Annotated in this window: 15 protein-coding genes; 6 read left to right on the top strand and 9 right to left on the bottom strand. The window is 73.0% G+C overall.

Going from position 1 to position 18,243, the window contains the following annotated elements; translation table 11 throughout:
- Nucleotides 1–12 precede the first annotated feature (12 nt).
- The gene (locus BCAV_RS03025) at nt 13–1,968 is read left to right on the top strand and encodes a S9 family peptidase (protein ID WP_012725642.1); all 1,956 of its coding nucleotides are present in this window, start codon (nt 13–15) and stop codon (nt 1,966–1,968) included.
- A 114-nt stretch (nt 1,969–2,082) separates the two neighbouring features.
- On the opposite strand, the gene BCAV_RS03020 is transcribed toward BCAV_RS03025, so the two are convergent.
- Genes BCAV_RS03020 through BCAV_RS03000 form a run of 5 tightly spaced genes read right to left on the bottom strand, consistent with a single transcriptional unit; the run spans nt 2,083 to nt 9,315 of the window.
- A complete protein-coding gene (locus BCAV_RS03020; RefSeq protein WP_012725641.1) occupies nt 2,083–3,849 on the bottom strand; it encodes an ABC transporter ATP-binding protein in 1,767 nt (588 codons plus the stop codon).
- Between the two features lie 10 nt (nt 3,850–3,859).
- Nucleotides 3,860–5,140 carry an ABC transporter permease gene (locus BCAV_RS03015; protein ID WP_012725640.1) on the bottom strand — a complete coding sequence of 427 codons (1,281 nt, stop codon included), beginning with the start codon at nt 5,138–5,140 and terminating at the stop codon, nt 3,860–3,862.
- Nucleotides 5,140–6,132 (bottom strand): ABC transporter permease, encoded by a 993-nt coding sequence (locus BCAV_RS03010; protein ID WP_012725639.1) that lies wholly within the window; start codon nt 6,130–6,132, stop codon nt 5,140–5,142. Before BCAV_RS03010 ends, BCAV_RS03015 begins: the two co-directional genes overlap by 1 nt.
- 7 nt (nt 6,133–6,139) lie before the next feature.
- Nucleotides 6,140–8,077 carry an ABC transporter substrate-binding protein gene (locus tag BCAV_RS03005; protein ID WP_012725638.1) on the bottom strand — a complete coding sequence of 646 codons (1,938 nt, stop codon included), beginning with the start codon at nt 8,075–8,077 and terminating at the stop codon, nt 6,140–6,142.
- Nucleotides 8,078–8,115: 38 nt separating this feature from the next.
- Nucleotides 8,116–9,315 carry a Gfo/Idh/MocA family protein gene (locus tag BCAV_RS03000; protein WP_012725637.1) on the bottom strand — a complete coding sequence of 400 codons (1,200 nt, stop codon included), beginning with the start codon at nt 9,313–9,315 and terminating at the stop codon, nt 8,116–8,118.
- Between the two features lie 200 nt (nt 9,316–9,515).
- Between BCAV_RS03000 and BCAV_RS02995 the strand changes: the two genes are divergently transcribed.
- Nucleotides 9,516–10,502 carry a LacI family DNA-binding transcriptional regulator gene (locus BCAV_RS02995; RefSeq protein ID WP_012725636.1) on the top strand — a complete coding sequence of 329 codons (987 nt, stop codon included), beginning with the start codon at nt 9,516–9,518 and terminating at the stop codon, nt 10,500–10,502.
- 2 nt (nt 10,503–10,504) lie between these two features.
- Here BCAV_RS02995 and BCAV_RS02990 read toward each other — a convergent pair whose 3' ends face one another.
- Together BCAV_RS02990 and BCAV_RS02985 are read right to left on the bottom strand one after the other, a co-directional pair.
- Entirely contained in the window at nt 10,505–11,683 is a 1,179-nt protein-coding gene (locus tag BCAV_RS02990; RefSeq protein WP_012725635.1) for an N-acetylglucosamine-6-phosphate deacetylase, read from the bottom strand.
- Nucleotides 11,684–11,717: 34 nt separating this feature from the next.
- Nucleotides 11,718–12,497, bottom strand: coding sequence for a glucosamine-6-phosphate deaminase (locus tag BCAV_RS02985; RefSeq protein ID WP_012725634.1), 780 nt, complete (start codon nt 12,495–12,497; stop codon nt 11,718–11,720).
- 125 nt (nt 12,498–12,622) lie between these two features.
- Here BCAV_RS02985 and BCAV_RS02980 point away from each other — a divergent pair, with 125 nt between their 5' ends.
- From BCAV_RS02980 to BCAV_RS02965, 4 genes are all read left to right on the top strand, one after another.
- Nucleotides 12,623–14,161, top strand: coding sequence for a UxaA family hydrolase (locus BCAV_RS02980; RefSeq protein ID WP_012725633.1), 1,539 nt, complete (start codon nt 12,623–12,625; stop codon nt 14,159–14,161).
- Nucleotides 14,162–14,297: 136 nt separating this feature from the next.
- Nucleotides 14,298–15,458, top strand: a complete 1,161-nt coding sequence (locus BCAV_RS02975) for a sensor histidine kinase (protein WP_012725632.1) — start codon at nt 14,298–14,300, stop codon at nt 15,456–15,458.
- Complete coding sequence (locus BCAV_RS02970) at nt 15,455–16,069, top strand: response regulator transcription factor (protein ID WP_012725631.1); 615 nt, start codon at nt 15,455–15,457, stop codon at nt 16,067–16,069. The genes BCAV_RS02975 and BCAV_RS02970 overlap by 4 nt, the downstream gene beginning before the upstream one ends.
- Nucleotides 16,070–16,163: 94 nt before the next feature.
- Nucleotides 16,164–16,751, top strand: coding sequence for a hypothetical protein (locus BCAV_RS02965; protein WP_012725630.1), 588 nt, complete (start codon nt 16,164–16,166; stop codon nt 16,749–16,751).
- Between the two features lies 1 nt (nt 16,752).
- On the opposite strand, the gene BCAV_RS02960 is transcribed toward BCAV_RS02965, so the two are convergent.
- Nucleotides 16,753–17,610: an alpha/beta fold hydrolase gene (locus tag BCAV_RS02960; protein WP_012725629.1), complete on the bottom strand. Its 858-nt coding sequence runs from the start codon at nt 17,608–17,610 to the stop codon at nt 16,753–16,755.
- A 22-nt stretch (nt 17,611–17,632) separates the two neighbouring features.
- Complete coding sequence (locus BCAV_RS02955) at nt 17,633–18,205, bottom strand: dihydrofolate reductase family protein (RefSeq protein ID WP_222836670.1); 573 nt, start codon at nt 18,203–18,205, stop codon at nt 17,633–17,635.
- Nucleotides 18,206–18,243 lie beyond the last annotated feature (38 nt).

Here is an 18,243-nt window from a genome sequence, read left to right as displayed (position 1 = left end):
CCACGCACCCCCATGGCCGACGTCGCCCGACCGGGTTTCCGTGCCAACCTCGACGGGTACCTCGACACCGAGCTCGCCCTGCACCGCTTGGTCGAGCGACGCACCCGTGAGCTCGTGCGGCAGTGGCAGGACCGGCGGCGGCTCCTGACCTCCCCGGCGGACCTCGCGCAGGAGCAGCAGCGCATCAGGGACGCGGTGCTGCGAGGCCTGGGCGGAGCTCCGGACGTGGACCCGACGCCCCCGCCGGTGACCGTCACCGCCACGAGGCACGAGGACGGGCTCGACGTCGACCTCCTCCACTACGCAGCCACGCCGACCACCCACGTCACGGCCACGCTGTACCGGCCCACCGCGCCCGCCTCGAGCCGGGGCGCCGTGTTCTTCGCCTGCGGGCACGCGGAGACGGCGAAGGCGGACCCGGTGTACCAGCACGTGGCACGGCGGCTCGCCGCAGCCGGGCTCGTCGTGCTGATGGCCGACCCGCTCGGGCAGGGCGAGCGCCACTCCTACGTCCGCGACGACGGCTCGCTCGCCGTCGGGTGGGGCACCCAGGAGCACACCGTCGCCGGCATCCAGCACTGGTGGCACGGCCGGTCGGTCGCTCGTGGCTTCCTGCGCGACGCGATGGCCGGGATCAGCCTGCTGGCCTCGCTCCCCGACGTCGACCCGGCCCGGATCGGGGTCACGGGCAACAGCGGCGGCGGACTGCTGACCACCCTGCTCATGGCCGTCGATCCCCGCGTAGCCGCCGCCGCTCCCGGCACGTTCGTCACCGCGCGCACGGCGTACCAGGTCACGGGCGGCTGGCAGGACGCGGAACAGCACCTGCTGTCCGGCACGCTCGACGGCGTCGACCACGTCGACCTGCTCCTCGCCTTCGCGCCGCGCCCGACCCTCGTGCTCGCGGCCGAGTACGACTTCTTCCCGATCGAGGGCACCCGGGCCACCGTGGCGGAGGCGCACGACCTCCTCGCGCGGTGCGGCGGCAGCAGGAGCAGCCTGGAGCTGGCCTCGTTCCCCGTGCCCCACCGGTACGACCCCGCGATGGCGGACGCCGCGGCGGCGTTCTTCGCGCACCACCTCGGAGGGGACGCCGTCGCCGACGACCGGGTGAGCACCGCCCCGCTGACGGCGGACCGGCTGCGCGTGACGCGCAGCGGCGAGGTCGCGCTGGACGTCCCCGGCGAGACGTTCCTCTTCGACGACCAGCTCGCCGAGCTCCCCGGCCCGCTGCCGCCCGGCCCGGACGACGACGACGCGGTCGCCTGGTTGTCGGGACGGGTCAGCGTCCCGCGACGCCGCGTGGACGGCGCCCCGCGCTGGTTCGAGGCCGACGACGCCGCGACGCCGGAGGGGTCGCGAGTGCGTCGCGGCTTCTGGTTCACCGAGGACGGCGTTCCCGTCGCCGGGGTGGTGCGGACCCCGCTCGACGGCGTGCGCGACGACCTCCCCCTCACGATCGAGCTGCAGGACGCCGGAACACCGGCCCTCGCGCCGGACTGGGCACCGGACGACGACGCCGTGCTCGCCCTCGACGTGCGCGGCACCGGTGCGCTCGTCCCGCACGAGCGCGACGGGCGCGACCCGCGCACGATCGGCAGCTCGACGTTCAAGCTCGGGTGCGACCTGCTGTGGCTCGGCGACTCGTGGCAGGCGGGGCGCGCGTGGGACGTGGTCGAGACCGTGCGCCTCCTGCGGGAGGGCCTGGTCCCCGGGTTGCGTCCCGGTCCGATCCGCCTCCGGGCCTGGGGGCTCCACACGTTCACGGCGCTGCTCGCCGGCGTTCTGGACGCCGAGATCGCCGAGATCGAGCTGCACGGCCACGTCGACCCGCGCACGGACCTCACCACGCGCGCCTGGGACGCCGACTCCGGGCGCTGGCAGTGGGTGCTGCCCGGCTACGCCGGCCGGTTCGACGAGGCCCGCGTCGAGCGGCTGCTGGGCGACCGCCTGCGCCTGCTGCCCTGACCCCGCCCGGCGAGGTCGGTCGAGCTCGTACCTCCGCGGCGAGATCGGTCACCCGGGGGTACGAGCTCGCCGCCCCGGTACGAGTTCGGCGCCCGGCGTGACGCCGACGCTCGCTCAGGCGGGCTGGGCGACGAGCTCCGGGGCGTACGTGACGCGCGTCCGGGTGCCCCGCTCGTCCGGGTCGGCGATCGGCACCGCCGACAGCAGCGCCTGGGTGTACCCGTGCTGCGGGTCCGCGAACACGGCGTCGACCTCGCCGCGCTCCACGATCGAGCCGCGGTACATCACGGCGACGTCGTCGCACACGCGCTCGACCACGGAGAGGTCGTGCGAGATGAACAGGTAGGCGAGGCCCATCTCCTCGCGCAGCTCCGCGAGCAGCTCGAGCACCTGGGTGCGCACGGAGACGTCGAGGGCCGACACCGCCTCGTCGGCGACGACGATCCGCGGCTGCGTGATGAGCGCGCGGGCGATGCCGATGCGCTGACGCTCGCCGCCGGAGAACGCGTGGGGGTACCGCGCGAGCATCGCCGGGTTGAGCCCGACGCGCCGCAGCATCGACGCCGCGCGCTCCCGCCGCTCGTCGCGGTCCTTCACGCCGGCGGTGCGGAGGGGCTCGGTGACGACCTGCTCGACGGTCATGCGCGGGTTGAGCGAGGAGTACGGGTCCTGGAACACCATGCGGATCTCCCGCCGGAACGGCCGGAGCGCCGCGTTCCCGAGCCGCGCGAGGTCCACCTCGTCGCCGGACGTCGTGCGGTACCGGATGCTGCCCTGCTTCGGTTCGTAGGCACGCAGGATCGTGCGCCCGACCGTCGTCTTGCCGGACCCGGACTCACCCACGAGCCCGAGCGTGCGGCCCGGGTGCAGCGCCAGGCTGACGCCGTCGACGGCCCGCAGGATCTCCTTCGACCGGCCGAACCGCGACCGGCTCGGCAGGCGGAACTCCATGACGAGGTCCTCCACCTCGAGCAGGGGCTTCTCCTGCGCGGTGGACGTCTCCTCCGCGGCGACGGCGCTCGGCTCCGGCTCGTGGACGGCGAGGGGGCTGTCGGCGCGCTGCGGCAACGACGCCAGCAGGTGCCTGGTGTAGCGGTCGCGCGGCGCGTGGAAGATCTGCCGCACGCCGCCGGCCTCCACGACGTTCCCGTCGTGCATCACCGCGACGTCGTCAGCGATCTCGGCCACGACGCCGAGGTCGTGCGTGATGAACAGCATCGACATCCCGAGCGTGTCCTTGAGCTCGGCGAGGAGGTCGAGGATCTGCGCCTGGGTCGTGACGTCGAGCGCCGTGGTCGGCTCGTCGGCGATGAGGAGCGCAGGCCTCGAGATGAGCGCCATCGCGATCATCGCGCGCTGCCGCATGCCCCCCGAGAGCTGGAACGTGTGCGCGTCGAACCGCTCGGCGGCCCGGGGGATGCCGACGAGCTCGAGCTCGGCGACCACCCGCCGTCGCGCCTCCTTCGAACGCGGGTCGAGCCCCTCGTGGATCGCGAGGACCTCGGCGATCTGGTTGCCGATCGTGTGGACCGGGCTGAGCGCGGACATCGGCTCCTGGAAGACCATGCCGATGTCACGTCCGCGCACGTCGCGGATCGCGGGGCCGCGCGCGTCCAGGGCTGCGAGGTCGACGGCGTCCGCACCGGCCGCCGCGCGGAAGAGGATCTCGCCGCCGTCGATCCGGCCGGCGACGTCGAGCACCTGCAGGATCGACCGCGCCGTCGCCGACTTCCCGGACCCGGACTCCCCCACCAGGCACGTCGTCGAACCGCGCGGGACGGCGAAGGAAATACCGTCGACGGCGCGGACCGCGCCGTGGTCGGTGACGAACGAGACCCTCAGGTCGCGGACGTCGAGGACGTGGTCGGGTGTGTCGTTCACGCCTGCTCCCTCAGTTGTCGTACGGGTCGGCGGAGTCCCGCAGCCCGTCGCCGACGAAGTTGAACGCGACCACCGCGAGCACCACGGCGATGCCGGGCAGCATCAGCCACGGTGCCGTGGCCACCGTCTGCACGTTCTGCGCGTCCTGCAGCAGCACGCCCCAGGACACGGCCGGGGCGCGCAGCCCGAGCCCGAGGAACGACAGCGACGTCTCCGCGAGGATCATCGCGGGGATCGCCAGGCTGACCGTCGCGATGATGTGCGACGCGAACGACGGCACGAGGTGCCGCCCGATGATCCTCGGCGTGCTCACGCCGTCGAGCCGCGCCGCGAGCACGAAGTCCTCGTCCCGCGTCTGCAGGAAGCGGCCGCGGATCACGCGCGCCAGCGACGTCCACCCGATGAGCGAGAGGATCACCGTGATCATGAGGTACGTCTGCACCGCCCCCCAGCCGGGCGGGATGGCCGCGGCGAGGCTCAGCCAGAGCGGGAGCGTCGGGATCGACATGATGAACTCGATGACCCGCTGGACGACGTTGTCGACCCACCCGCCGAAGTACCCCGAGATCCCGCCGAGCACGAGCCCGAGCACGAGCGAGACGGCGACGCCGATGAGCCCGATCGACAGGGACACCTGCGACCCGAAGATGATCCGCGACGCGAGGTCCGCACCCTTCCGGTCCGCGCCGAGCGGGTACCAGCGCTCGGCGGCGTCGACCGGCCCGAACAGGTGGACGTCCGCGTGGACGATCCCGAGGATGTCGTAGGAGTCGCCCCGCACGAAGAAGCCGAGCTGGATCCGGCGGCTCGTGTCCTCGGTGAAGACCCGCGCCATCGTCTCGGGGTCCGTCACGCCGACCGACGGGTGCACCCAGGCACCCTCGGACAGCGACACGTGCGGGACCTGCGGCGGCTGGAACGCGTGGTCGGCGCTCGTGGCCGCGGGGTCGGCGGGCGCGAAGAACCCCGCGAACAGTGCGACCAGGTACATCAGCACGAGGACGACGACGGCGACCAGTGCCGCGCGGTGGCGACGGAACCGGCGCCAGATGAGGCGCGACTGGGACAGCTGCGCCAAGGGCGCGGCCGGACCTGCGCCGTCGTCCTCCCCGCGGCCGGGCCGCTGCGGAGCCCACTCGGGCTCCTCGGCGACCGGCGACGTGTGCACCGCCTCGTCCGTCTCGACGCCGGCGACGGCGGCCCGCACCGCGTCGTCGTCCGGCGGCATGTCCTCCGCGCCGAGGCCGTGCCCCGGGCGCCCGAGCCGCGCCGGCTCTCCGGTCCGTCCCATCACGCCCTCCCGAATCGCACGCGCGGGTCGACCGCCGCGAGCAGGATGTCCGACAGCAGGGTCCCCACGACCGTGAGCACGGCGACGATGAGCAGGATGCCGCCGGCCAGGAACATGTCCTGGGACTTGAGCGAGGCGAGCAGCAACGGGCCGACCGTCCCCAGCGACAGGACCACGGCGACGATCACCTCGCCGTCGAACAGCGACGGCAGGTGCCACCCCGCCGTCGAGACGAACGGGTTCAGCGCCACCCGGACCGGGTACTTGCGCACGACCTTCCCCTCGGGGAGACCTTTCGCCCGCGCCGTCGTCACGTACGGCTTGTTGAGCTCGTCGAGCAGGTTCGCCCGCAGGGTGCGGATGATCCCGGCCGTGCCGCCGATCCCGAGCACCAGCACCGGCACCCACAGGTGCGCGAGCAGGTCCCCGACCTTCGCGAGGCTCCACGGCGCGTCGACGTACTCCGGGGAGAACAGGCCGCCGACGCTCTGCCCGAAGTACTTGAACCCGATGTACGAGAGCACGAGTGCCAGCAGGAAGTTCGGCGTCGCGAGCGCGATGAACCCGATCACCGAGATCGTGTAGTCGGCGCCGCTGCGCTGCCGCACCGCCGCATAGACGCCGGCGGGCAGCGCGATGAGGTAGGTGACGAGCAACGTCGCGACGCCGAGCAGCAGCGTCAGCGGGAGCCGCTCCCCGATGAGCTCCGTCACCGGGCGCTGGTACTGGAACGACAGCCCCATGTCACCGTCGAGCACGATGTTCCGGATCCACGTGCCGTACTGCACGAGGAACGGCTCGCCGATCCCGTAGCGGTCCCGCAGCGCCTCGGCGAACGCCGGGTCGACTGTCGCTCCCTGCGACTCGAGCTGCTGGAGCTGAGTCGTCACGAAGTCGCCCGGCGGCAGCTGGATGACGAAGAACGCGACGAACGAGACGACGACGAGCGTCGGGACGGCGTTGAGCGCACGGAACCCTATGTAGCGCAGCACCGTCCGCCTACTCGAAGAAGATCTGCTCGGTCTTCGTGATGCCCTCGCGGCCGTAGTAGAACGACATCTTCGGGGCGTCGTCCCGCACGTTCTTGAGCGAGCTGTTCACGACGACCGGCTGGAACGGCAGCTTCATGAGGCCGATCACGTACACGTTGTCGTTGTGGGCCTGCATGATCTCCTGCCCGGATGCGACCCGGTCGTCCGCGGTGGGCGCCGAGCGGAGCGCGTCCCAGTTCGCGAGGAGCTGCTTGAACTCGTCCGGCGGCTCGATCCCGTCGGCACCGCTCGTCGAGTACCAGAGCCCGAAGCCCGGGGCGGTGTGGCTGTTGCCGCCGGTCGGCACGAACCAGACGGGCTCGAGGTCGAAGTCCTCCTCGATCATCGACGTGCCGTCGACGTCGAAGTCGTTCGCGAGCCGCAGCTGCGCGTACAGCGTCGAGTCGACGGGTCTGAGGTTCAGCCGGACGCCGACGGCGGCCCACATCTCCTGCACCATGCCGAACGCGTCGGCGCGCGACATGCCCTGGTTGTCGTCCATGTACAGCAGCGTGAGCTCGAGCGGCGTCCCGTCCGGGAGCGCCCGCACGTCGCCCGCGAGCGCCAGACCGAGGCCGTCGAGCAGCTCGTTCGCCCGGTCGACGTCGTACTCGATCGCCGTCTGGCCGCTGCCGTCCACGCCGTACTCGGTGCCCTCGGGAGCCACGGGGTTCCGGATGATGCCGAGGCCGCCCAGGAGCGTGGAGTTGATCTCGTCGCGGTTGATCGCGTGCGACATCGCGAACCTGAAGTCGCGCAGCAGGAACACCTCACGCAGCGCCTCGTTCTGGTGCGACAGGTTGAAGCACAGCGAGAGCAGCGACCACGTGTCCGTCCAGCGCAGCACCTCGAAACCGCGGCTCTCCGCGTTCGCCAGGTACGTCTCCGTGGTGCTGTAGCCGAGGTAGTAGCCCTGGAAGTCGAGGTCGCCGTTGGCGGCCCGCAGGTCGAGTGCCGACTGGTCGAGCACCTGCACCTGGATCTTGTCGACGTACGGCAGCTGGCGGCCGTCCGGGTCCGTCTTCCAGAAGTAGGCGTTCCGCTCGAGCGTCGCCGTGCCGCTCTGGGCGCTCGCCGGTGCGGTCACCTTGAACGCGCCCATGGTCGGTCGGTCCGGGTTCGTCCACGTGTTGTCGCGGTCGGCGAAGTACTGGTCCCACGAGTCGAAGCCCGCGGCGGCTGACGCGGCGTCGACGTCGGCCTGGTCGGCGAAGTCCGGGTGGAACTGCTCCAGGTAGTGCTTGGGCTTGATGAACTGCGTGCTCACGCCCGGGTGACACATGTACTTCTCGAACAACGAGAAGGGTTCGCGGAACTCGATGACGACGGTCCGTTCGTCGGGCGCGTCGAACATCGGCAGCTGCTGGTCGACGTCGGAATACCAGAAGGGCGGCACCGGCACCAGCGTCGCGTTGCCGAGCCAGTTCTCGATCGCGAACGCGAGGTCGGCCGAGGTGAACGGCTCGCCGTCGGACCACTTCAGCCCCTCGCGCAGCGTGAACGTGTACACGCGGTTGTCGTCGCTGATCTCGTAGGACTCCGCGAGGCTCTCCTGCGAGGCGTCGGAGGCGACATTCCACTCGAGGAGACCCGTGGGGGCGAACGACTGCATGACGCCGGTCGCCGTCGCGTCGGTCTGGGCCCGCTGCAGGGTGCCCCCGAACGCTCCCGTACCCTCGATCGGCTCGACGACCATCGGGGTGGCGGGCAGGCGCTCGGCCAGCTCCGGCAGGCTCCCGGCGGCGACCAGCTCGGCGAGCATGGGCGACTCGAGGGCGTCGGTGTCCGCGGCGAACTCGGGCGTCTCCGATGACGACGTGCAGGCGGCGAGGGCTGCCCCGCCCAGCCCTGCGCTGCCGACCGCGAGGAACCCACGTCGCGTCATCGCGGCGAGCGTCTTCTCCATGGTGGTGCCTCTCTTCCGATGGGTGGGGTGCCGGGCCGTCATCGGCTCGGTGTCGCGTGCGCCGACGCCGGCTGACCGGCCTCGAAGTACGCGCGAAGGTCAGGGTCGAGCGAGGGGACCTGCCGGGGCGCGGACCCGCTCCGCATCGAGTCGGTGGCCAGGGCCGCCGTCGCGACGGCGGCCCGAGCGGCCACGGGCGAGGTCTGGGTGGGCTCCCCGGTCCGCACGAAGTTCAGGAACTCGGAGAACAAGGCGGGGTCGGCTCCGTGGTGCCCGCCCTCAACGTGCGGGATCGGGATCTCCAGGTCCCCGTGCTCGGCGAACTCGGACCGGCGGTTCCAGACCCGGACGACGCCGGTCGGGCCGAGGCCGAAGTTCTCCAGGCGACCCTCGGTGCCGATCACCGTGTAGTTGCGCCAGTAGTCCGGCGTGTAGTGGCACTCCTGATAGCTGGCGAGGACGCCGTTGTCCAACGCCATCTGCACCATCGTGAGGTCCTCGACGTCGACCACCTCGTTGAGGCCCGTCTGGCGGAGGGGCGGCCAGTTGTCCTCGCGGGAGTGCCACTCGCGCACGAGCTGGTGGGAGTGGTCGGCACGGTCCGTGATGCCGGCGTACAGCGTCTGCTCGCCCATCGCGACGACGCGGGAGGTGTAGCCGCCGGCGAGCCAGTGGATGACGTCGATGTCGTGCGACGCCTTCTGCAGCAGCAAGGAGTTGACCTTCGAGCGGTCCGCGTGCCAGTCCTTGAAGAAGTTGTCGCCTCCGTCGCCGACGAAGTACCGACACCACACGGCCTTGACCTCGCCGATCGCGCCGTCCGCGACGAGATCACGCATCAGCCGGATGACGGGCATGTGCCGCATGTTGTGCCCGACGTACAGGCGCGATCCCGTGCGCCGGGCGGTCTCGAGGATCCGGTCGGCGCCGTCGAGCGTGATCGCGAGGGGCTTGTCGACGAAGACGGCCACGCCGCCCTCGAGCAGCTCGACGGCGTGCTCCTCGTGGAGGAAGTCGGGACTCGTGATGAAGGCGGCGTCGACCCCGACCGCCACGAGCCCGGCGACGTCGGCGACGACCTGGGTCTCGGGACCGAAGTCGCGCCGGGCACGAGCCTGTCCGGGCGCCAGGGGCTCGGCGACGGCGACGACGCTCGCATCGCCGTCGAGCTCGGCGGCGCGCTGCGCGATCACGCCGCGATTGCCGTACCCGACGACCCCGATCCTCAGGTGACCCATGCTGCTCCGATCTCGCCTGTGCAGGACGACGGCGGTGCCGTCCCGGCGTCACGTTAGGGGATGCATGCGCTTGCTGCAAATGCCGCCCATGGGCCACATCGCGCTGCAAAGAGTCGGAAACCGGGCTGAAACACGTGCTCCCGCGTGCCATACTCTGACGATCTCCTGCTGCAACCGCGGGACGACCACGGGGAGGACGCATGGCGGTGACGCTCGCGGACATCGCAGCTCGAGCCGATCTCTCGGAGTCCACCGTCTCACGCGCTCTGTCGGCTCCCGACAAGGTCAATCCGGCGACCCGCGAGCGGGTCCTGGCGATCGCCAAGGAGCTCGGCTACGTCCCGAACCGGGTCGCGCGCTCCCTCTCGTCCGGACGGACCGACCTGATCGGCCTCGTCGTGCCGGACATCGCCAACCCCTTCTTCCCCCCGATCATCAAGGCGGTGCAGGCGCGCGCCGCCATCAAGGGGTGGACGGTGCTCATCGCGGACATCGACGAGCGTGCCGCCGACGAGCTGCCGCTCGCCCGGACCATCCGTCGCCGGGTGGACGGCCTCGTGATCGCCTCCCCGCGCACGGGAGCCGACCGGCTCGGTGAGCTCGCCCAGCTCGCACCCGTGGTCTTCATCAACCGTGAGATCCCGGGCAGCACGAGCGTCATCATCGACGCCGGCGACGGCATGGGGCAGGCCGTCGAGCACCTCGCGGCGCTCGGCCACCGGACGATCGCCTACCTCAACGGGCCGCGGCGGTCCTGGTCCAACGAGCAGCGCCGCCACGCCGTCGAGCAGACCGCCGAGCGGCTCGGGCTCACGCTCGTCCAGCACGGACCGTTCGAGCCGCAGGTGCAGTCCGGCGTCCACGCGGCCGACCTCGTGCTGGCCGGCGAGGCCACCGGCGTCATCGCGTACGACGACCTCATCGCGCTCGGCGTGCTCGCGCGGGTCGCGGAGCGCGGCCTGCGGGTCGGGACCGACCTCAGCGTGATCGGCGTCGACGACAGCCCGATGTCGGCGATGGCGTACCCGACGCTCACGTCGGTCCACGTGCCCGGGACGGAGGCCGGCGTGACGGCCGTGGACACGCTGCTCGCGTTGATCGACGAACCCGACTCGGGCCCGGGTCACGTCACGTTGGAGACGCAGCTGGTGGTCCGCAGCTCGACCGGCCCCGTCGCCGCGCGCTGACCTCAGCCGCTCGCGGTGTCGCGGGCACGCACCTCGGACCCGCCGACCCACACGCGCTCGACGCGCACGTCCTCGTCCCACAGCACGAGGTCCGCACGGGCGCCGGGGGCCAGCACTCCGATGTCGCCCTCGCGCCCGAGCACGCGGGCGGGAGCGCTCGTCACGGTCCGCAGCACCTCCCCCAGCGGCCAGCCGAGATCCCGGGCGAGATGCCGGACCATGCCGGGCAGCGCCGTCGTGCTCCCCCCGAAGCTGGGTGCGCCGTCGACCATGCCGACGCCGTCGGCCACCACGCACTCGATCTCGCCGAGCCGATACCGGTAGCCCTCCGGCATGCCCGCGCCGGCCGTGGCGTCCGAGACCACCACGAGGTCCGGGCCGAGGCAACGTCGCGCGATCTCGAGCAGCTCCGGCGGCAGGTGGCGGCCGTCCGCGATGACCTCGGCCGTCATCCCGGTGGCCGCGAGCGCCGCCTCGAGCATCCCCGGCACGCGCCAGGGCCCCTCGCGCCGCACCGACGACTGGCCGCTCCAGAGGTGCGTCACGTGCGTCGCCCCGGCGCGTTGCGCCGCACGGACCTGCGCCGCCGTCGCGTCGGAGTGCCCGAGCGCGACGACCGTCCCGGCGCCGGCGAGCGGTCCGACCAGGTCGAGGACGCCGTCGACCTCCGGCGCCAGCGTCACCATCGTGACGACGCCGGCGTGCTCCCCGAGCAGGGACCGGTCGGCGTCCGTCGGGGAGCGTAGGACGGACGCGGCGTGCGCGCCGCGCTGACCCGCCGCGAGGAACGGTCCCTCGAGATGGACGCCGAGCACCGCCGCGCGGGCGGGACGCGGCCCCACGAGCGGGGCGAACGCGGCGAGCCGCTCCGCGAGCTCCGCCGTCGTCGCCGACACGAGCGAGGCCTGCACGCTCGTGACGCCGACCCTCGCGAGGTCCCGCGCGATGCGCTCGGCGGCGCCCGGGTCCTCGAACGCGTGACCGCCGGCGCCGTGGACGTGCAGGTCGACGAGGCCCGGGCTGAGCACCCGCCCGGTGACGTCGACGACGACGTCCCCCGGCGCCGTCGGGAGCCGATCGCCGACGGCGACGAGGCGCTCGCCCCGGACCCGGATGTCCCCCGGCGAGAGCGCTCCGTCGCCGCGGGCGAGCCGGGCGCCGCGCAGGAGGAGGTCCGGCACCGGTTCCGCCCTCAGGCCGGTTCGCCGCTGCGGCTCACGCCGAGACGACGTCGCCGAGGAGACGGGCCGAACGCGGCTCGAGGTAGAGGACGGCGTGGGGTGTGCGGCGCAGGATCGTCGCCGGGCAGGCGCTGGAGACGGGCTGCGTGAACGCAGCCCGCACGGCCTCCGCCTTGCGGTCCTCGGGCGCGCACACCTGGACGCGGCGCGCGGACAGGAGCGCCGGGATGGTCAGGCTGATGGCGCTGCTCGGCACGCTCGCGAGGTCGGGGAAGTGCCCCTCCCCGACCTGCTGCCGCTGCGACGCCTCGGTGAGCGCGATGATGCGGGCCCACCGGTCGTCGTCGAAGTCCGCCTCGTACGGCTCGTTGAAGGCCAGGTGACCGTTCTCGCCGATGCCCATGCACACGAGGTCGAGCGGCGCCTCGCGCAGCGCCGCCTCGTATCGCGCCGCCTCCTGCTCCGGGTCACCGTGCCCGCCGATGTACTCGACGCGGCGGGGGTTCACGCGCTCCGCGATCCGCTCCCGGATCCACCGCTGGAAGCTCGCGGGGTGGTCGTCGTCGATGCCGACGTACTCGTCCATGTGGAACACGGTCACGCGGTCCCACGGCACGTCCTGGGTCACGAGGGCGTCGGTGAACGCGTACTGGGAATTGCCGGTGGCGATGACGACGCGCGCCTCGCCGCGCTCGGCGACCGCCTCGCGGATCGCCCGTGCGGCGTCGGAGGCGGCCCGCGCCCCCATCGCAGCCTCGTCCGCGAGCACCTCGACGGTCAGCTCGTCGACGGTCGCGGCAGTGATGTTCGGCATCTGAGAGGTCCTTTCGCGGGCAGAACGTCCACGGCGTGGGTGTGCAAGGATGTGCAAGCGGGTGCAGCATATGCAGAGCGCCCTGCAGTACGCCAACCCGACGGCCCCGCCCCAAGAAGGACGACGTGACAGACCCAGCCCTCGCCACCGGCGTCATCCGCCTCGACCCGGAGGACGATGTCGTGCTCGCCGCCCGGGACCTCGCCGCCGGCTCGGAGGTGGCTCTCGGCGACGTGCGCCTCACGCTGCTCGACGACGTCCCGAGCGGTCACAAGGTCGCCGTCACCGACGTGCCCGAGGGCGGCCAGGTGCGGAAGTACGGCCAGTCGATCGGCCGCGCCACGCGAGGGATCCGCGCGGGCGATCACGTGCACACGCAGAACCTCGGGATGGTCGAGGAGGACCGGCACCACGAGTTCGGCAGCGCGCGCGTGACGCTGCCCGAGCCGGCGGGCGAGCGCCCCACGTTCCTCGGCTACCGCCGCTCCGACAGGCGCGTGGGCACCCGGAACTACATCGGCATCGTGACGTCGGTGAACTGCTCGGCGACGGCGGCGCGCCTCATCGCTGACCAGTTCCGCGGACCCGCCCTCGACGCGTTCCCGGGCGTCGACGGCGTCGTCGCCCTGGTGCACCAGAGCGGGTGCGGTCTCGTCGGCGAGTCCGAGGGCGCGCAGGTCCTGCTGCGCACGCTGCGCGGCTACGCCGCCCACCCGAACTTCGGCGGGATCCTCCTGCTCGGGCTCGGCTGCGAGATGCTCCAGCTCGACCTCGTGACGGCCGATCTCGAGCTGCCGGACGACGTCGTCGTCGAACGCATGACCATCCAGGGCGAGGGCGGCACGCGCGCCACGGTGACGGCCGGCGTCGAGGCCGTGCGGCGGATGCTGCCCGTGGTCGGGGAGCGCCGGCGCGAGCCGATCGACGCCTCGGAGCTGGTGCTCGGGCTCAACTGCGGCGGCTCGGACGGCTACTCCGGGATCACCGCGAACCCGGCGCTCGGCGTCGCCTCCGACCTGCTCGTGGCCCTCGGCGGCCGGTCCGTGCTGGCGGAGACGCCGGAGGTGTACGGCGCCGAGCACCTCCTCACGCGACGCGCGGTGTCGGAGGAGGTCGGGACGCGCCTGCTGGACCGCATCGAGTGGTGGCGGCGCTACACGGCCGACGGCGGCGGCAGCCTCGACAACAACCCGTCCCCCGGGAACAAGGCCGGCGGCCTGACGACGATCCTCGAGAAGTCCCTCGGCGCCGTCGCGAAGGGCGGCCGGGCCGACCTCTCCCACGTCTACGAGTACGCCGAGCGCATCGACGGCCGGGGCTTCTCGTTCATGGACACACCGGGGTACGACCCGGTCTCCGTGACCGGGCTCGTGGCCGGCGGCGCGACGGTCGTGTGCTTCACGACCGGCCGCGGGTCGGTGTTCGGGTGCCAGCCGACCCCGAGCATCAAGATCGCGACGAACTCCGCGCTCGCCCGGTCGATGCCCGACGACATCGACGTCAACGCCGGCCGCATCCTCGACGGCGACGCCACGGTGGCGGGCGTGGGTCAGGAGATCTTCGACCTGATCCTGCGCGTCGCGTCGGGCGAGAAGACCGTGAGCGAGGAGCTCGGCATCGGGCAGGACGAGTTCGTGCCGTGGCAGCTCGGAGCCGTCACCTGACGGGACGACGGCGTCGCGCCGTGAGCCGCTCGTGGCGCTCCCGCGCGTGACGGCGCATTTCTGCAATTGCAGTCACCTTGCGGCGGCGGCGGTCTGCGGCCTGGACAACTGACGCCGGAGGCCCGACGGTAGGGCGATGACCCGGCGGTCGCCCAGGATCAGCCCGCGCCTCGTCGTGCTCGGCGCGCTCCTCGCCTACACGATGTGGGCGCTCGTGCTGCCGTGGGTGCTCGCCCGCCCGCCTGGCGCCGCCTCCGCCACGGCCTACGCCGTCGGCCTCGTCGCGTTCGGGGTCGCGCTCGTGCTCGTGCTCCGGTCCGCCGTCACCCCCGGGCAGTCCGCGCGCGCCCGCACCGGGTACGTCGCCGTCCTCGCGGCCGTGTCGCTCGCCCTGTGGCCGGCCGCTCACGCGTGGGCCGAGCCCGGGTCCCAGCCGTGGGCGTGGCTGGCGGGGTTCGTCATCGGCGTCGCGCCGCTCGCGATCGCCTGGCCCGGCGCGCTGGCGGTCGGGACCGGCCTCACCGCGGCGACCGCCCTCGGTGCCGCGGTGTTCGACGATTCCGTGCTCGCCGCCACGGCGACGGCGCTCGGCTGCGCCGGCGTCGTCTGGCTCATGTGCCAGGTGCTCGTGTGGCTGCTGCGGGTGCTCTGGGCCGAGGAGGCCGGCCGCGAGGCCGAGGCTGCGCTCTCCGTCGCGCAGGAGCGGCTGCGCGTGAGCCGCGAGCTCCACGACGTCCTCGGGCACCGCCTCGGCGTCATCGCGCTCAAGGCCGAGCTGGCGGCGGACCTCGCTGCCCGCGACCCTGCCCGGGCGAGGAGCGAGAACGAGGAGATCCGCGCCATCGCCGTCGACACGCTCGCCGAGGCCAGGGCCGCGGTGCAGGGCGACACGGTCGCGGACCTCGCCACCCAGCTCACCTCCGCGGAGCTCGTGCTCAGCTCGGCCGGGATCGAGGCGGAGTTCGACGTCGACGGCGCCGCGGAGCACCTGCCCGACGCGGAGTCCCGGCTCCTCGCCGCCGTCGTCCGGGAGGGCGTCACCAACGTCCTGCGCCACAGTGACGCGCGCGCCGTGTCGCTCGACCTCACGCGTGCGCCGTCGTGGGTCACACTGAGGATCGTGAACGACGGCGCACGCTCCGCACCCGCGCGAGACGGCGCCGGGACCGGCACGGGGCTGGCCGCCCTGGCGGCGCGGTGCGCGGCGGCCGGCGGCCGTCTGGTGTCCGGGCCCGTCGACGGCGGCCGCTTCGAGCTGCGAGCCGAGCTCGCCCCGCAGGGCGCCGGGTCGCGATGACGCCACCGATCCGGGTGCTCGTCGCGGACGACGAGGAGCTGATCCGCGACGCGCTCGTCGGGCTCCTGGAGCGCGAGGCGGACATCGACGTCGTGGCGACGGCCGCCGACGGGCGGCGGGCGATCGACGCGGCGCTCGCGCACCGCCCCGACGTCGCCGTCGTCGACCTCCAGATGCCCGTGCTCGACGGCCTCGCCGTGATCGCCGAGCTCGGCCGCGCCCTGCCCGCCTGCGCGGGCGTCATCCTCACCGGTCACGGCCGGCCCCGGGTGCTGCACCAGGCCCTCGCGTCGGGGGCGCGCGGCTTCCTCGCGAAGGGCGCGCCGGGGACGGCGCTGGCCGACGTCGTCCGGCGCGTGCACGAGGGCAACCGGTACGTCGACCCGGTCCTCGCCGCGGACGCCCTCACCGCACCGCCGTCGCCGCTGACGCCGCGCGAGACAGAAGTGCTCGCCGCCGCCCGTGAGGACCGCCCGATCCGCGACGTCGCCGGCCAGCTCTTCCTCTCCCCGGGCACCGTGCGCAACTACCTCGCCGCCGTCACCGCCAAGCTCGCGGCGTCGTCCCGTGCTGACGCCTACCGCACGGCGCGGGAGAACGGCTGGATCTGAGCGGGGCGACGCCGACGCCGCCTGCCGGGCGCACACCCGTTCCGTGACAGACCGCACGGGTCGCGTAGTGCCCGACCGGCCCGAGAGTGTCGGCATGGAGACAGCAACGCGGGACGACGCCGGCCGCCACGAGCACCTCGGCGTCGCCGGCACCCTGCTCGCCCGATGGCCGACGCTCGTCGGCCTGGCCGTCCTCGCCTGGAGCGCCGCCGGCGGCCCCGATGCCCACGTCACGGCGATGATCATCATCCTGGCGGCCATGTGCTACCTCGCCGCGGCGGCGCTCGGCTCCCGCCGCAGCGGCTGGGTCGTGGCCGGCGCGGCGACCGTCGCCGTCGTCATCGCGATGGCGACGGCGTTGGACGCGATCGTCGTGCTGCTCGTCGCGGCCGCGGCATTCGCCGTGTACGGGCTGCTCCGCGGCAGGAGGATCGACCGGCGCGAGCTCGGTATCCAGGCCGCCGGCTTCGTCGTGTTCGCCGCGATCGCGCTGACGGCGATGTCGGTGGGCCCCGTAGCTGCCGCGTACCTGGCCGCCGCCGCGGCGATCGGGCACGGGGTCTGGGACATCGTGCACTACCGCCGGGACAAGGTCGTCACCCGGTCGCTGACCGAGTTCTGCGCGGTGCTCGACCTCGGCCTCGGAGTCCTGCTGCTCGCCGTCACGTGGGCGGCGCTCTGACTCAGCGCGCCTGCCGTTCCACAGCGGCGCGGAGCGCGGCTCGGAACTCGTGCGGAGCCTCCAGCCACGGATGGTGCCCGGCGTCCGCCACGATGACGACCTCGCAGCCGATGCGTGGGCCGAAGCTCCTCAGGGCGTCGGCGGGTCGGGAGTCGCCGGCGCCGCCGATGCTGGTCGCGCCCCGGGGCATCGCGGCACGCAGCTCGCCCACGCGTGACTCGAGCGGCCTGGCCTTCCTGTCCGCGTTGAGCGCCGCGTTCATCACGTAGTTGACGGGGCGGAGCGTGGCAGCGGCGGCGGCCGCCCAGCCCCACGCGCGTGCCCGGTCGGCGTGGTCAGTGAACCAGGAGAGCGTGAGGAACTCGATCTCCTCCGCGTCGGTCCGGGCCTCGATGTCGCCGAGCTCGTCGAGCCGCCGCTGCTGGTCGTCGGTGCGCCGGGCTCGCTGCGTCGCCTGGTCCGCCTCCCGCCACGAGCCGAGGAAGGGTCCCGCCAGATGGACCATCCCGGCCACGCGCTCGGGGTGCGCGAGCAGGACGTAGCTCGCGAGATCGGTCCCGAACGAGTGGCCCATCAGGACGACCCGCTCGTGCCCCCAGGCGTCGAGCAGCGCGACGAGGTCGCGCACGGACCCCTCGATGCTGTGCTCGCCGTGCCACGGCGAGCCGCCCGTGCCGCGCTGGTCGTACCGGTGGACGAGGCACAAGTCGTCCACCAGGTGCGCCACCGGGCCGAGATAGTCGGGGAGTCCCGGTCCCCCGTGGAGCATCACGACGGGAGGACGGCGGCTCGCGGCCGAGCCTGAGGTCCAGGTCCGCAGCCGCGTGCCGTCCTCCATCTCGATCGTGGCGGCGGTCACCGCACCAACGTAGGGGGCGACGTCACCGCGGCGCCGGAGTGCGCTGGGGTCGGTAGACGTGCAGGACGACGCCGCTGGGGAACGGCGTGGCCTCGACGAGGTCCAGGTGCCGTGACTCCGGCAGCTGGTCGAACAGGGCCTGTCCGCGGCCGAGGACCAGCGGCTGGACCAACAGGCGGTACTCGTCGATCAGGTCCGCCGCGACCAGCGCGCCGGCCAGCCGGCCGCCACCCCAGACGATCACGTCCGGGCCGGCCTCCGCCTTGATCGCGGCGATCTCGGCCGCGAGGTCGCCCCGCGCGACCCGGGTCTCGGGCCACGTGGCCTCGGCGTCGCTGAGCGACGTCGAGAACACGACCTTCGGGATGTCGTTCATCGGCGCCGCGTACGGATCGTCAGACCCCGGCCAGGCCGACGACATCTGCTGGTAGGTGACGCGACCCATGAGATGGGCACCGGCCCTGCTGATCCGGTCCAGCTTCCAGGCCTTCAGCTCGGCGCCTTCGGGGACCGCCATCCCCGGGTGCTCACGGTCGCTGTCGACGAACCCGTCCAGCGACATCGACATGTACAGGATGACGTCTCGCATGCTCATCTCTCGATGCTGGACCCGCGCCGGCTCGGCCGCGACGT

Origin of the sequence: Beutenbergia cavernae DSM 12333, assembly GCF_000023105.1 — a bacterium.
Classification (GTDB): domain Bacteria; phylum Actinomycetota; class Actinomycetes; order Actinomycetales; family Beutenbergiaceae; genus Beutenbergia; species Beutenbergia cavernae.
This window is presented reverse-complemented; position numbering and strand designations above follow the sequence as displayed.